This window comes from Comamonas sp. SY3 (assembly GCF_041730275.1).
Classification (GTDB): Bacteria; Pseudomonadota; Gammaproteobacteria; order Burkholderiales; family Burkholderiaceae_C; genus Comamonas; species Comamonas sediminis.
In genome coordinates this window covers 18216-32923 of the sequence record NZ_JBGTYN010000033.1, presented here as the reverse complement: position 1 = coordinate 32923, position 14708 = coordinate 18216, and the positions used below count along the sequence as shown (strand labels likewise).

Genomic DNA, 14708 nt, shown 5'->3' with positions numbered 1-14708 from the left:
GATGTTGCGAGACGGAGAGAGTCACTTCAAGATGGGTTCACCGCGCGCTTACGGGATAGCGGCCTAACTGAAGCCTATCCAGACTTCCACTCCTTCAGGCATCTGGTCAGGACTCGCATGTCCAAGGCCAAGATACCAGAGAAGGTCCAGGATGCCATCACAGGACACGAGACGCAGGGCAGCATAGGAACCAGGGTCTACCAAGGTATTGACCTAGAGGACCGGCTAGAAGCCATCCTAAGCCTCTCCTACAGCTCCTTTAGCCTCCCGAGGGTCTACACCTCGCCACGCCTGGAGAAGGCCTCCAGAGGCCGCCAGAAGGGCTACAAGGTCAAGACCAAAGAAGACTAGATAAGGAGTCTCCTCAGGAGTACTGATGCCTTTACAGATGGAGACCCTAATTGGCCTCAAGTCCCTTATGGTGTGGGTTAAATGCCCCCCCTATAGGTACTCTTAAGGGCTCTCCATTGGGTCTAGACTCTCCTCTAGTGATGGTCATCTCTGTATGGTCATCTCTCTATAGGGCTCCTATGGACTCCATTGGGTCTCTCTGTAGGTTTATCCTCTGGACTACGGGCTCTCCTCAAGACTGACTAGCTTCATCTGATGATGGTCATTCTCTACAGGGACTCCGGTGCCTTTGGGCTCCTCTGGAAGGGTCTCACGCCTACCAATGGTGTGGGTTAATCGGCAGCCCCACAGGAAGCCCTCAGGAGCACCAATAGCCGTGCATGTAGGCAACCCCACCAGCTAGACCCCAGAGCCTCACAGGCAGCCCCTGGAGGCCTCCAGTGGGGCAGTTTAGACCGCCTCTAGATTACCCTGCCTGATCCGCATCACGGTCTGCCGACTGGTCCCCATGGCCCTAGCGATTGAAGCTACAGCCTCACCAGCAGCAAGCCTCCTGAGGACCTCCTGAGTCTCCTCATCAGTCAAGCTCTTGGGCCTCCCCAGGCTCTTGCCCTCAGCCTTCGCTCTGGATAGCCCTGCCTGAGTCCTCTCGATCAGCAGGTCTCTCTCAAACTCAGCTACTGCGGCAATAACCCCCATGGTCATCCTACCCGCTGGGCTCGTGAGGTCCATCCCACCAAGGGCTAGGCAATAGACCCTGACCCCCTCAGCAGCAAGATCATCCACAGTAGTACGGACATCCATAGCATTCCTCCCGAGGCGATCCAGCTTGGTGACCACCACTACATCTCCAGCCTCCAGCTTGGCAACCAGGGAGGCCCATCCAGGGCGCTCAGAGGCCGCTACAGAGCCGCTAACGGTCTCAGTGATAGCTCTCCTAGGGGAAACCTCAAAGCCCGCTCCAGCGATCTCCTGCAGCTGATTGGCGGTAGTCTGGTCTGAGGTAGAGACACGGCAGTAAGCGAAGACTCTAGGGGTGCTGCTGGCGCTGGTGGACATCGAAAGGGGCTCCTCAGGGTGTACTAAATGGATGTCCGTAATATACACTATGTACAGAACATTGTCACCCTATCTTTTGGACACCCTCTGAACCCCTGACCGTAAACGACCGATTGTGGTCACTCGGCTTTCGTTCAGCCTGAGGTTAAAGTAGCGAGTCAGAACTCCCTTGAGGTTGACATGGTAGATAGACGACGAGCATTGACACTTACGATTGATGCAAACTCCGCACAGGACATGAAGATGCTCCTGAAGCAGGCTCTATATGAGATAGAGCAGTTACTCCCCCTCCCCACCGACTCAAGTCCTGAGGAAAGGGCTCGGTCCGCTTACATGACGATCCTGTCTCCCTCAATGGGTGGCGAACGAGTGACTAGAGGACACACGCAGGGAAGTATTGGAAGCTATGAGTTCTCTTATGTCTATTCCTCACGCGAGTACAAGGCGTTAGAGGATCAACTGCTTGAGCAAGGGTACCAATTGGAGAATGAAGGAGGAATGTTTACCAATACGGAGTTCTACGGACACTCAACGCTCCCTCCCAAGATCATTACCGGCAACCCGCTAGCCATTGAAGACAAGCCACCGAGAGACCCTAACGGCTGGTGAAGTCGGCAAAGACTAACCCACCCCCCCTTCAGCCCTCCGGAGCCCTCCTCAGTACCGCACACGGGGGAACCTGAGTCCAAGGTCTTATTGAGAAGCCCTCAAAGAGTTTTTCCAAGATTTCCATTCCAGGAATCCTCCACTGGCTCACCCCTACAACCTGCTAGACTACCCTTCTTAACCGTGACCCAGCACTGTGCACGTTGAGGTTAGAGGGGATGCTGCAAGCCATTGATTTGCATAAGGTGTTATCGCAAACTGACAGCGGTCAGGCTCGTCACCTTCTTTTGACCAATGCCAGCCTCGTGCTGGCATTTGCTTTTCCAGGCCAGGCGCGGGAATGCACGTAGAATGGCGCCCAAGCCATTCCTGTCACTGCCATGAAATACCTGCTGTGGCTGCTCAAAGCTGTCATCTTCTTCACCCTGTTTGCATTTGCGCTCAATAACCAGCGGGATGTGGTGGTGCACCTGTTCTTCGGCACCCAGTGGCAGGCCCCCCTCGTTCTGGTCGTGCTGCTCGCATTCAGCGCGGGTGTGATTGTCGGCATCATCGGCATGGTGCCGCGCTGGTGGAAGCACCGCAAAGCCGCGCAGCGTGCAGCGGCAGCGCAAACGGCCGCGGCTGAGCCCGCCCTCTCCATCAACGCCCCTGCGGACGAATCCACCCCGCTGCCCCCTCATGGAATTTGACATCTCCTGGATCCTGCTGGGCTTTCCCGCTGCGTTTGTGCTGGGCTGGCTGGCTTCGCGTTTTGACCTGCGCCAGATCCGCCGCGAGAACCGCAGCGCCCCCAAAGCCTACTTCAAGGGGCTGAACTTCCTGCTGAACGAGCAGCAGGACAAGGCCATCGATGCATTTATCGAGGCCGTACAGAACGACCCCGATACCGCCGAGCTGCACTTTGCGCTGGGCAATCTGTTCCGCCGCCGGGGCGAGTACAGCCGCGCGGTGCGGGTGCATGAGCATCTGCTCTCACGCGCCGATATCAGCAAGCCCGAGCGCGAACGTGCCCAGCACGCGCTGGCACTCGATTTTCTCAAGGCGGGCCTGCTGGACCGCGCCGAGGATGCGCTGTCCCGACTGGACGGCACGCCCTATGAGAACGAGGCACGCCTGTCGCGCCTGGCCATCTACGAGCGTGCCCACGACTGGCCCCAGGCGGTGCAGATTGCACGCCTGATGCACAGCCACAACCAGGGCGACTACAGTGTGCGCATTGCCCATTACCTGTGCGAGCAAGCATTGGGCCAGCAGGCCCAGGGCCAGCGCGACGCTGCACTGAGCCTGCTGCAGCAAGCCCAGTCCGAAGCCCCGCATGCACCGCGCCCCCGCATTGAGTTGGCCCATCTGCAGCACAAGAGTGGACATCCTTCGCTGGCGCTGAGTTCGTTGATCGAACTGGCATCGGTGTCGCCCTCCTCGGTGCCGCTGGTCGCCCCGCTGATGCTGGAGCTGGTCAAGACCGATGAGCGCAAGCCGCAGGTGCGTGCGCTGCTGGAGGCGAACTACCAGAACGCGCCGTCGCTGGATGTGATGGAGAGCCTCGTTCAGATGGACGAGCATGCGATGGTGCCGGACGCGGCGGCGCCTGCCGGGCGTGACTGGTATATCGAGCATCTGCGCCATGAGCCTTCGGTGGTGGCTGCGGGTCGCTGGCTGACCCAGGAAACCCTCAGCCATGAGGAACACCACCCGGCTATCCAGCGCGCATTGGACAATGCCGCCAAGCCGCTGACACGCTACCGCTGCGCCGCCTGCGGTTTTGAAGCGCGCCAGCATTTCTGGCAGTGCCCCGGCTGCCAATCCTGGGACAGCTACCCTCCCCGCCGGGTGGAAGAGCAATAGGACATCCCGGTCGCTTCTGCTAGGATGCGCTGACGCCCTGCCCTGGGGCGCAGGAGCCCTGACATGCCTCGGCACCGGACCCCATGCACCCAAGCCCAGCCCACCATGGAGCGCGCCTCAGCGGCGCGTCGCACATGCACGCCGCGGGGTGGCTCGCCGCGACGCACCATTTCCCCCCTGATACCCATCCCAGGTGCTGCAGCCCGGCTGCCGTGTTGGCCTATGGCCAAAGGCCTGCCTATTCATGCAAAGCATGCATCGGCCCATGTCCAAAACATCCATCCAGAAACCGCCTTTGCTCGCGCATTTGCAGTCACTAACATAGGGTATTGACTATCGATAAGCCATGACCAATATCCTGAACTTGCTCGGGTTTTAGTAGCAGCTGGGATCGAGCCAGCTTGTAGAATTTACAAAGAAATGGCACTTTCCTACCTGATCCTCCTCCCCTTCGTCGGCAGCGCCATCGCGGCGCTGCTGCCTGCCAACGCGCGTAACACCGAGTCCACCTTGGCAGGGGCCATAGCCGTGTTCTGTGTGGTTCAAGTCGCCATGCTTTTCCCGGAAACGCAGAACAATGGCGTGGTGCACCACAACGTGGCCTGGTTGGGCCAGTTGGGCCTGGATCTGCACTTCCGCATGGACGGCTTTGCCTGGATGTTCTCCATTCTGGTGCTGGGCATTGGCAGCCTGGTGGTGCTGTACGCCCGCTACTACATGTCGCAAGCCGATCCGGTGCCACGCTTCTTCTCGTTTTTCCTGGCGTTCATGGGCTCGATGATGGGGGTAGTGCTCTCGGGCAACCTGATCCAGCTGGTGTTTTTCTGGGAACTGACCAGCCTCTTCTCTTTCCTGCTGATCGGCTATTGGCACCACCGCAAGGATGCACGCATGGGCGCACGCATGGCGCTGACGGTGACCGGCACCGGCGGCCTGTGCCTGCTGGGGGGCGTATTGCTGCTGGGCCATATTGTCGGCAGCTATGAACTGGACAATGTGCTGGCGGCGGGCGACCAGATCCGCAACCATGAGCTCTACCGCGTTACGCTGGTGCTGGTATTGCTGGGAGCACTGACCAAGAGTGCACAGTTTCCCTTCCATTTCTGGCTGCCGCGCGCCATGGCAGCACCCACCCCCGTGTCGGCCTACCTGCATTCGGCCACCATGGTCAAGGCAGGCGTCTTCTTGCTCGCGCGCCTCTGGCCAGCGCTGAGCGGTACCGAGGAATGGTTCTGGCTCGTCGGGGGTGCCGGCGCCATCACCTTGCTGCTGGGCGGCTACATCGCCATGTTCCAGCACGATATGAAGGCGCTGCTGGCCTATTCGACCTTGTCGCACCTGGGCCTGATCACCTTGCTGCTCGGCCTCAACAGCCCCTTGGCTGCCGTCGCTGCCGTGTTCCACATCATGAACCATGCGACTTTCAAGGCCTCGCTGTTCATGGCGGCCGGCATTGTCGACCACGAATCGGGCACGCGTGATATCCGCCGGCTCTCCGGCCTGCAGAAAATGATGCCCATTACCGGCACCCTGGCGATGGTGGCCAGTGCGGCCATGGCCGGTGTGCCGCTGCTCAACGGCTTTTTGTCCAAGGAAATGTTTTTTGCCGAAACGGTGTACATCAACACCACACCGTTTCTGACCACGGCGTTGCCGGTGGCAGCTACCCTGGCCGGTATTTTCAGCGTCGCCTATTCGCTGCGCTTCACCGTCGATGTGTTTTTTGGCCCCCCTGCCACCGATCTGCCGCATGAGCCGCATGAGCCACCGCACTGGATGCGGGTGCCCGTCGAGCTGCTGGTGCTGATCTGTCTGCTGGTGGGGATCTTTCCGGCCTGGGCGGTCGGCCAGTACCTGGATGCGGCCGCCTCGCCGGTGGTGGGCGGCAGCTTGCCGGAGTTCAGCCTGGCGCTGTGGCATGGCATCAATGCGCCGCTGGTGATGAGCATCATCGCCATGCTCGCTGGCATTCTGCTCTATCTGCTGCTGCGTCTGCTGCGCGCCAAGCAATACCTCGATGATGCACCGCTGGTCGGGCGCATCAATGGCCAATGGGTGTTCCAGGCGGTGATGGCGATCATCACCAACGGTGCGCGCCATCTGCGCCGCTGGCTGGGCACGCGCCGCTGGCAATGGCAGGCGCTGTGGCTGGTGCTGGCGGCATTGCTGACGGCCACGCTTCCGCTGCTGATCCATGGCCTGGAGCTGGGCAACCGCGGCCTGCAACCGCTGTCCCCCGCCTTTGGCATTCTGTGGCTGATCGGCATCAGCTGCTCGCTGGCAGCAGCCTTCCTCGTCAAGTACCACCGCCTGGCGGCGCTGGTCACCTTGGGCGGCGCCGGGCTGGCGACCTGCCTGACCTTCCTGTGGTTCTCCGCGCCTGATCTCGCGCTGACCCAGCTGGTGGTCGAAGTAGTCACCACGGTGCTGCTGCTGCTGGGTCTGCGCTGGCTGCCCAAGCGCGACAAAAAGCTCAAGAAAGTCTCCCAGCAAGGCGCACTGGTCACGCTGCGCCGCTGGCGTGACTTGTTGATCACGTTGCTGGCCGGTGGCGGCATGGCCTGGCTGTCATTTGCGATGATGAGCCGGCCCTTCCCCGAAAGCACCTCGACCTTCTTCCTGGAGCGTGCGCAAACGGAAGGCGGTGGCACCAACGTTGTCAACGTGATGCTTGTCGATTTCCGTGGCTTTGATACCTTTGGTGAAATCGTCGTGCTCGGCATTGTTGCGCTGACCGTGTATGCGCTGCTGCGGCGCTTCCGCCCGGCACCCGAGGCGATGGACGTGCCCGAGCAGCAGCGCTTTTTGCCAGCTGACTTGCAGACCGACCTGCTCAACCCGCGCAGCGCCACCGATACCGCTGTGGGCTACCTGATGGTGCCCGCTGTGCTGGTGCGTCTGTTGCTGCCGTTTGCCGCCATTGTTGCAATGTACCTGTTCATGCGTGGCCACAATGAGCCCGGCGGGGGATTTGTCGCCGGCCTGACCTTGGCCATCGGTCTGCTGCTGCAATACATCATCTCCGGTACGCACTGGGTCGAATCGCATTTGCCCATCTACCCGCGCCGCTGGATTGCCGCCGGTCTGCTGTTTGCACTGGGCACCGGTGTGGGCAGCTGGTATTTCGGCTATCCGTTCCTGACCAGCCACACCGCACACCTGACCCTGCCGGTCGTAGGCGAGATCCATATCGCCAGCGCACTGTTCTTCGATATCGGCGTGTTCTCGCTGGTCGTGGGCTCCACGATGCTGATGCTCACCAGCATTGCCCACCAATCCGTCCGGGGCTTCCGCTACCACGAACGCCAGCAAGGCGAGCGCAGCGACTCGGCATCTCAACCCTAAGGACAATACCAAATGGAAATCGTACTGGCCATTGCCATTGGCGTATTGACCGGCTCCGGCGTCTGGCTGTTGCTGCGCCCACGGACGTTCCAGATCATCATGGGTCTGCTGTTGCTGTCGTATGCGGTCAATCTGTTTATCTTCAGCATGGGCCGCGTAGGCCTGGCAATCGACCGCGAACCGATACTGCAGCCGGGTGTACCGACTGATCTGATGCACTATGCCGACCCCATGCCCCAAGCGCTGGTGCTGACGGCGATCGTCATCGGTTTTGCGATGACCGCGCTCTTTCTGGTGGTGCTGCTCGCCTCGCGCGGCATGACGGGCACCGACCACGTGGACGGGTCCCTGTCCAATGACGTGCAGGAGGCGCCTTGATGTCGCTGATGACGCTGACTGAGCGCCTGATGCCGCACCTGCTGCTGGCACCGATTTTGCTGCCCATGCTGACCGCAGCCTTGATGCTGACCCTGGGCGAGAAGTACCAACGCACCAAACTGCTGATGAACATCAGCTCCTGCCTGATCGGCCTGGTCATTGCGATGGCGCTGGTCAAATGGAGCAACCAGGATGGCATGGCCACCTCGATGAATGTCTACCTGTCGGGCAACTGGGCCGCGCCGTTTGGCATTGTGCTGGTGCTCGACCGGCTCTCGGCGCTGATGCTGCTGACCACCAGCGTGGTTGCGCTGTGTGCAGTGGTGTATTCGGGCGCGCGCTGGCACCGGGTAGGCGTGCATTTTCACCCGCTGTTCCAGTTCCAGATGATGGGTCTGGCCGGTGCCTTTCTCACCGGCGACCTGTTCAACCTGTTCGTGTTCTTCGAGATCATGCTCGCTGCCTCCTATGGCCTGCTGCTGCATGGCTCAGGCAAGTCCCGTGTTCAGCATGGCCTGCACTACATCGCCATCAACCTGGCAGCGTCGTCGCTGTTTCTGATTGGCGTGTCGATGCTCTATGGCATCACCGGCACCTTGAACATGGCCGACCTGGCGCGCATCATTCCGAGTGTCAGCAGCGCGGACCGGGGCTTGCTGCATACCGCCGCCGGCATTCTGGCCACCGCCTTCCTGATCAAGGCAGCGGTCTGGCCGCTGAACTTCTGGCTGGTGCCCGCCTATGGCTCGGCCACGGCCCCGGTCGGCGCCATTTTTGCGCTGATGACCAAGGTGGGCATCTACACGATTGTGCGGCTGTGGACCTTGATGTTCAGCAGCGAGGCCGGGCCATCGGCCCATTTTGGCAGCGCCTGGCTGATCCTGGGTGGCCTGGCCACGATGCTGTATGCGGCCATTTCCATGCTCGGCACGCAGCGCCTGGGCTATGTGGCGGGCTATGCCGCCATCCTGTCCGCAGGCACGTTGCTGGCTGCCGCCGGCTTTGGCCAGAACCTGATGACGAGCGCCTTGCTGTACTACATGCCGAGCTCGACGCTCGCGGTGGCGGCGCTGTTCCTGATCACCGACCTGATCGAGCGATGGCGCACGACCGACGGTGCCAGCGTACGCTTCGAGGATGAGGAGGCGCCGTTCCTGACCGCCGAACTGCTGCCGCGCGATGGTTTCAACCTCGACGAAGACGAGGAAGTGCTGATCGGCCGGGCCATTCCGGCAGCGATGGCGTTTCTGGGGCTGTCGTTCATGCTCTGCACCTTGGTGATATCGGGCCTGCCGCCGCTGTCCGGCTTCATCGGCAAATTCGCCATGCTCTCGGCGCTGCTCAATCCCCTGGGACTGGGCTCTTCGGCAGGTACGCAGATCGGCTGGTTGGGCTGGCTATTCATGGGCTTGCTGATCGCGACGGGGCTGATGGCGTTGACCGCCCTGGTGCGGATCGGGATTCGGGAGTTCTGGTCCAGCATCAGCCGCAATACCCCTGAGCTGAAGGTCATCGAGGGCCTGCCGCTAGCCATCTTGCTCGGTTGCTGCATCCTGATGGTGACCCATGGTGCCAGCGTGATGCGCTTTACCCAGCGCGCGGCTGACAACCTCCACGCGCCCGGCAACTACATCCGCGCTGTGCTGGAGACCCATCCCAAGCCCTCCCCCACAGCCAAGCCCGTGGTCGCTCCCGAGATCCCGACCGTGCTCCCTGAGACGGGGTTTGGGCTTGCGCCGCAAGCTCCTGCAGGAGGTACCGAGCCATGAAACGCCTTTTCCCTGCGCCCCTGCTGTCCGTGCTGCTGTGCCTGGTGTGGCTGCTGCTCAACCGCAGCCTCAGCCCCGGGCAGATCATTCTCGGTGTGCTGCTGGGCTGGCTGATTCCAATGCTCACCCAGGGGCTGCGCCCACGCTCGGTCAGCATCAAAAAACCCTGGACCATCATCCGGCTCGGCTTTCGTGTGGCTGCGGATTCGCTGCAATCCAATGTATCCGTGCTGCGACTGCTGCTGATGCCGGGCAGCCGAAAAAAGCCGGCAGGGTTTGTCCATGTGCCTTTGCAGCTGCGCGACCCCAACGGTCTGGCCGTGCTGGCAATGATCGTCTGTATCACCCCCGGTACCGCGTGGGCCGAGATATCGCGCGACCGCTCCATTCTGCTGTTGCATGTGCTGGAGGCAGACGACCCGCAAGGCGTTATCAACCACATCAAGGCCTTCTATGAACGGCCCCTCATGGAGATTTTCGAATGAACATCATTCTTGCCTGGACCATGCCGGCAGCCCTTTTCATCTTGCTGCTGGCCATGCTGTTCGCGATGATCCGCCTGCTCAAGGGCCCACAGGCCCAAGACCGCGTTCTGGCGCTGGACTGCATGTATCTGATCGGGATGCTCGCGATGCTGGTGCTGGGCATCCACTATGCGTCCGTCAATTACTTTGAGGCCGCGCTGCTCATCGCGTTGTTCGGTTTTGTCAGCTCGACAGCGATGGCCAAATTCCTGCTGCGCGGGGAGGTGATCGAATGACCGAAGTCGACCTGCCCATCTGGGTACAGATCCTCGTGTCGGTGTTGGTGCTTGGCGGCACCTTGATTACGCTGATCGGGGCACTGAGCCTGTTTCGACTGCCCAGCTACTACGAGCGCGTGCATACACCTTCCATCATCGCGTGCGCCGGCTGCTGGCTCATTGTCTGGAGCTCGGTCTTCTTTTTCAGCCTGCAGTCGCACAAGCCCAGTTTCCACACCTTGCTGATTGCCGTGCTGCTGTCGGTCGCGGTGCCGATCACCAATATCTTCCTGATGCGTGCGGCACTGTTCCGCGATCGGCGCATGGGCAAGGACGTGCCACCCAGCCTGAGCCGCATCGTGTCTGCCAACCCGGAAGGCAACGACGCCTGAGGGCCAGATGGCGATAGCCGGCTAAATAAGACCTTGCCGGATGGAGTGTCAGCGGGAATAAGCGCCGGCGTGCAGCAAGAACAGCGTGCTTGTTCTATGCTGGTGGATCACAAGCATCTACACCGCAGGCCACACCATGACGCTCCTCCTCTCCAGCACCCTAGACCGTACGCTCACCCAGTGGGTGGCAGAGCGCCTGGCCCATCCCCAGCCCGAGTGGTCCTGGCAGCTGTGGTGTTTCGAAGGCGTTGAGGCGCGCCGTGCGGCCGAGCAGATGCTGAGCAAGCAGGGCATCCACGCCCGCATCCGCAGCGCCTACAAGCCCTTGGTGCATGCGGTATTGGAAGACCTTGATACCACCGGGCTGCAAAGCCTGCATCTGCACTACCCGCTCCATGCGGATGCCGCGCCCAATCGTTTCATGCTGGAAGCCTACCCCCTGGCCGCCATGCTGCCGCCGGGGGTGGACCTGCAGATGCAGGCCGGTCAGCACGCCGACAGCTATACGCTGGCGCTACGCTACCACGACGGGCACACGCAAAACCTGCAGGTATTCGCACCCAACCGGTCTTTCCACACCGCACACGGCAGCAGCGGCATCACCCCCTGCGGCTGGCAGCAGGCGCAGGATGCGCAGGGGCGCACCGTGCACGATGCCGCCTTGCAAACCGACTACGAAGCTGCTTACGCCCAGGCCCTGCATGCGATCGAGCACCATGCCTGGCCGCAGAGCGAGCCCTTTTTCGGCCGCCTGCACATTGCGATGCAGTTGACCGGTTTTGAGCAGGAGATTGCCGGCACTGGTGAGACCATGAGTACACCGGAAGCCATGCATGAGGACCTGTATTTCTCGCTGCTCGAGCACTTCCAGAAGCTGTCCGGGCGTGCAGCAGGCGACCGCCGGCTGCAACCGGGCCAGATCGTGCCGGACATCCGGATCGCCGCACAATCCCATCCGCTTGAACAGACCTCCGTCGGCTTGCAAATACACGCACTGGCGCTGTCAGAGCCGTTGCCCACCGCGCCTGAGGGCCTGCCGCCAGCGTTCTTCCGCCCCAACAGCATCGAAGACGCTGCTTTCCATGCGGCGCAGCTGCAGCGTGCCCCCAGCCTGGCCCAGATGGATGCGCTGGTCCAGCCGCTGTTCGCCGCCTATGGCAGCGCCTGCCAGGGCCAAAGCGTACAAGGCCGCCCTATTGCCGCCACCTATAAAAAAGGCAGCGAACACGCGGTGGTGCTGAGCGGCGGCCAGCATGCCAACGAGATCTCTGGCGTCACCGGCGCTCTGCGCGGGGCGCTGGCGCTGGCGCAGCAGGCCGACAGCCACTTCGCCTACATCCCCATTGAAAACCCGGACGGCTATGACCTGCACCAGTGGTACTGCGACTACGCACCGCAGCAGATGCACCATGCAGCGCGCTACACCGCGCTGGGCGACGACCTGGCCTACCGCGACCACGCCCCCTGGTACGAGAGCGCACTGCGGCGTGATGCAATCGCTGCCAGTGGTGCGCAGCTGCACCTGAGCCTGCATGGCTACCCCGCACACGAATGGACCCGCCCCCTGTCGGGCTACGTGCCCCAGGGCTTCGACCTCTGGACCATTCCCAAGGGCTTTTTCCTGATTCTGCGCTACCGGAAAGACTGGCAGGCGCAAGCCGAGGCCCTGGCCGAACGGGTGGCGCAGGCGCTGCTGAAGGTGGAAGGTTTGCCGGAATACAACCGCCGCCAGTTGGCGCTGTACCAAAGCCATTCCGGCCGCCAGCCGTTTGAGTTGCGGCACGGTACCCCTTGCTCGATGCAAGTGGACGATAACGGCCTCACGCCGGTGAGCCTGATCACCGAGTTCCCGGACCAGACCGTGGTGGGCGATGCGCTGGTGTTCGCGCATACCGCACAACGCGCAGCCGTGCTGGCCGCCTATGCCGCCTGGCAGGACATCGTGCAGGCGCGCTGACGCATCAAGCGGAGCCTTTCTGCGTTGCATTTCTCCCCAACACAGCGGTGCCCTGCTAAGCTCGCGGGCATGTGGAACGTTCTTGGCATATCGATTGGCGCCTGCCTGGGCGCGCTGGCACGCTGGCAGTTGGGCCGCTGGCTCAACCAGCCCCATGCCCTGCTGCCGTGGGGCACCCTGGCGGCCAACCTGGTCGGCGGCTACGCCATTGGTTTGCTGGTGGCCCTGTTCCAGAACTCCCCCGGCATCGACCCGGTCTGGCGCCTCGTGCTGATCACCGGATTTCTGGGTGCACTCACGACTTTTTCCAGCTTCTCCGCCGAGACGGTGTCCATGCTGCAGGCGCAGCGCTATGGTCTGGCGCTGCTGCAGTGCAGCCTGCATCTGCTCGGTTCGCTGGCGTTGACGGCCCTGGGGCTGGCCACCGGCCAAGCCCTCTGGGGTGGGCGCTGAACGACTTTTTTCAACGCATTGCCCCAAGCGCATGCCCAAAACGCTCTATATTCAGTAGCAGCACAGGCCCCGCTTGTGCTGCTCGTGTTTTTTGTGACCGCTGGTGCCTGCCCCGGCGCCGGCTTTGTGAAAGCTGGAGAAGACCATGGACGCCAACACCCAACTCGACGAACAAGTCATGGCGCATGACTGGAACCTGTTCGGCGCCGACATGCCGCCCGAGCAAGCCGCCAAACGCGATTCATACCGCCTGGCCTTTGCCGATCCGGAGTTTCTGAGCCGCCGCGAAACCCGCTCGATCCGCTTTCAGCTGGAGATGCTCAAACCCGACCTGGAGCTGACCGCCCAGGGCATCAACAACACCGTGGTGGTGTTTGGCAGTGCGCGTTTCGTAGCCCCCGAAGAGGCGGAGGTACTGCTGGCCGCTGCCCAGGCCCAGGGCGATGCGCAGGCGATAGCTGTGGCGCAGCGCGCCATGGCGACCAGCCGCTACTACGATGCGGCGCGCCGTTTTGCACGCCTGGTCGCCAAGTTCAGCGAAACCCAGAAGCTCGAGGACCGCCTCTACATCTGCACCGGCGGCGGCCCCGGCATCATGGAAGCCGCCAACCGGGGCGCCTCCGAAGAGCATGCACCCAATGTCGGCATGAACATCACGTTGCCCCACGAGCAGTCGGGCAACCGCTACATCACGCCGGCGCTGTGCTTCAAGTTCCACTACTTTGCGCTGCGCAAGATGCACCTGATGATGCGTGCACGCGCCCTGGTGGTGTTCCCAGGCGGCTTTGGCACGATGGATGAACTGTTCGAAGTGCTGACCCTGGTGCAGACCCACAAGGCCAAGGGTGTGCCGATTGTGCTGTTTGGCGTGGACTTCTGGTCGCGCATGCTCAACTTCGACGTGATGATCGAATACGGCACCATCTCACCCGAGAACGTCAAGCTGTTCCACATCACCGACGATGTGCATGAGGCCTGCCGCATCATCCAGGCCTACTACCAGCGCTAAGGCAGCGTTCGGCCCCTTAAAAAAACCGCTCCTGGCCATGCAGCCAGGAGCGGTTTTGCTTTGTGCAGCGGCAGCCTCTGCCGCCGCACCCATCAGCCGCCCAGGTACGCCTTGCGGATGTCCTGGTTGCGCAGCAGGTTGACCCCGGTGTCTTCCAAGGTGACCTTGCCGGTCTCCAGCACATAGCCACGGTCGGCGATCTGCAGCGCCTGGTTGGCATTTTGCTCCACCAGGAACACAGTCACGCCCTGCTCGCGCACGGCCTTGATGATCTCGAAGATCTGCGCAATGATCAGCGGCGCCAGGCCCAACGTGGGCTCATCGAGCAGCAGCAGGCGCGGCTTGCTCATCAGCGCCCGGCCAATGGCCAGCATCTGCTGCTCCCCCCCGGACATCGTGCCGGCACGCTGGTCGGCACGCTCCTTGAGGCGGGGAAACAGACCATAGACATAGTCGATGCCGTGGGCGATCTCCTGCTTGTTCAAGAAGAACGCGCCCATCTGCAGGTTCTCCATGACCGTCAGATCCTTGAACACACGGCGGCCTTCGGGCGATATCGCAATGCCCTTGCGCATGATCAGGTGAGACGACTGCCCCACCAGCTCTTCGCCCTCGAACCTGATCGAGCCGGTGGTCGCGCAGGGATTGCCGCAGACGCTCATCAACAACGTGGTCTTGCCCGCGCCATTGCTGCCAATCAGCGAGACGATCTCTCCCTCATTGACATGCAGACTCACATCATTGACTGCACAGATCGCACCGTAATGCGTGCTGATATTCTTGATTTCCAACATCGGCT

13 protein-coding genes and 1 pseudogene are annotated in these 14708 nt (G+C 61.7%); 12 read left to right on the top strand and 2 right to left on the bottom strand.

Annotation, left to right across the window (positions count from 1 at the left end; translation table 11 throughout):
• Positions 1-351 (top strand): annotated as a pseudogene (locus tag ACCQ08_RS24635) (hypothetical protein); the annotation flags it as partial.
• Positions 352-801: 450 nt separating this feature from the next.
• On the opposite strand, the gene ACCQ08_RS24630 reads toward ACCQ08_RS24635, so the two are convergent.
• Positions 802-1410: a recombinase family protein gene (locus ACCQ08_RS24630; RefSeq protein ID WP_339558351.1), complete on the bottom strand. Its 609-nt coding sequence runs from the start codon at positions 1408-1410 to the stop codon at positions 802-804.
• A gap of 986 nt (positions 1411-2396) precedes the next feature.
• Between ACCQ08_RS24630 and ACCQ08_RS24625 the strand changes: the two genes are divergently transcribed.
• From ACCQ08_RS24625 to ACCQ08_RS24575, 11 genes are all read left to right on the top strand, one after another.
• Positions 2397-2708, top strand: a complete 312-nt coding sequence (locus ACCQ08_RS24625; protein WP_239812227.1) for a lipopolysaccharide assembly LapA domain-containing protein — start codon at positions 2397-2399, stop codon at positions 2706-2708.
• Positions 2698-3864 (top strand): lipopolysaccharide assembly protein LapB, encoded by a 1167-nt coding sequence (gene lapB / locus ACCQ08_RS24620; protein WP_373451231.1) that lies wholly within the window; start codon positions 2698-2700, stop codon positions 3862-3864. Before ACCQ08_RS24625 ends, lapB begins: the two co-directional genes overlap by 11 nt.
• Positions 3865-4284: 420 nt before the next feature.
• Positions 4285-7209 carry a monovalent cation/H+ antiporter subunit A gene (locus ACCQ08_RS24615; protein ID WP_373451230.1) on the top strand — a complete coding sequence of 975 codons (2925 nt, stop codon included), beginning with the start codon at positions 4285-4287 and terminating at the stop codon, positions 7207-7209.
• 12 nt (positions 7210-7221) lie between these two features.
• On the top strand, positions 7222-7587 hold the full coding sequence (locus ACCQ08_RS24610) for a Na+/H+ antiporter subunit C (RefSeq protein WP_021028259.1): 366 nt from the start codon (positions 7222-7224) through the stop codon (positions 7585-7587).
• A complete protein-coding gene (locus tag ACCQ08_RS24605) occupies positions 7587-9356 on the top strand; it encodes a monovalent cation/H+ antiporter subunit D (RefSeq protein ID WP_239812229.1) in 1770 nt (589 codons plus the stop codon). Before ACCQ08_RS24610 ends, ACCQ08_RS24605 begins: the two co-directional genes overlap by 1 nt.
• Positions 9353-9841: a Na+/H+ antiporter subunit E gene (locus tag ACCQ08_RS24600; protein ID WP_373451229.1), complete on the top strand. Its 489-nt coding sequence runs from the start codon at positions 9353-9355 to the stop codon at positions 9839-9841. Before ACCQ08_RS24605 ends, ACCQ08_RS24600 begins: the two co-directional genes overlap by 4 nt.
• Positions 9838-10116 (top strand): K+/H+ antiporter subunit F, encoded by a 279-nt coding sequence (locus tag ACCQ08_RS24595; RefSeq protein ID WP_182322531.1) that lies wholly within the window; start codon positions 9838-9840, stop codon positions 10114-10116. Before ACCQ08_RS24600 ends, ACCQ08_RS24595 begins: the two co-directional genes overlap by 4 nt.
• On the top strand, positions 10113-10490 hold the full coding sequence (locus tag ACCQ08_RS24590) for a monovalent cation/H(+) antiporter subunit G (RefSeq protein WP_239812231.1): 378 nt from the start codon (positions 10113-10115) through the stop codon (positions 10488-10490). Before ACCQ08_RS24595 ends, ACCQ08_RS24590 begins: the two co-directional genes overlap by 4 nt.
• A gap of 136 nt (positions 10491-10626) precedes the next feature.
• Positions 10627-12447 (top strand): peptidase M14, encoded by a 1821-nt coding sequence (locus ACCQ08_RS24585; protein ID WP_373451228.1) that lies wholly within the window; start codon positions 10627-10629, stop codon positions 12445-12447.
• Positions 12448-12516: 69 nt separating this feature from the next.
• The gene (gene crcB / locus ACCQ08_RS24580; protein WP_230778069.1) at positions 12517-12900 is read left to right on the top strand and encodes a fluoride efflux transporter CrcB; all 384 of its coding nucleotides are present in this window, start codon (positions 12517-12519) and stop codon (positions 12898-12900) included.
• Between the two features lie 145 nt (positions 12901-13045).
• Positions 13046-13909, top strand: a complete 864-nt coding sequence (locus ACCQ08_RS24575) for a TIGR00730 family Rossman fold protein (protein WP_239812233.1) — start codon at positions 13046-13048, stop codon at positions 13907-13909.
• 92 nt (positions 13910-14001) lie between these two features.
• On the opposite strand, the gene ACCQ08_RS24570 is transcribed toward ACCQ08_RS24575, so the two are convergent.
• On the bottom strand, positions 14002-14703 hold the full coding sequence (locus tag ACCQ08_RS24570) for an ABC transporter ATP-binding protein (protein WP_239812705.1): 702 nt from the start codon (positions 14701-14703) through the stop codon (positions 14002-14004).
• Between the last annotated feature and the right edge of the window lie 5 nt (positions 14704-14708).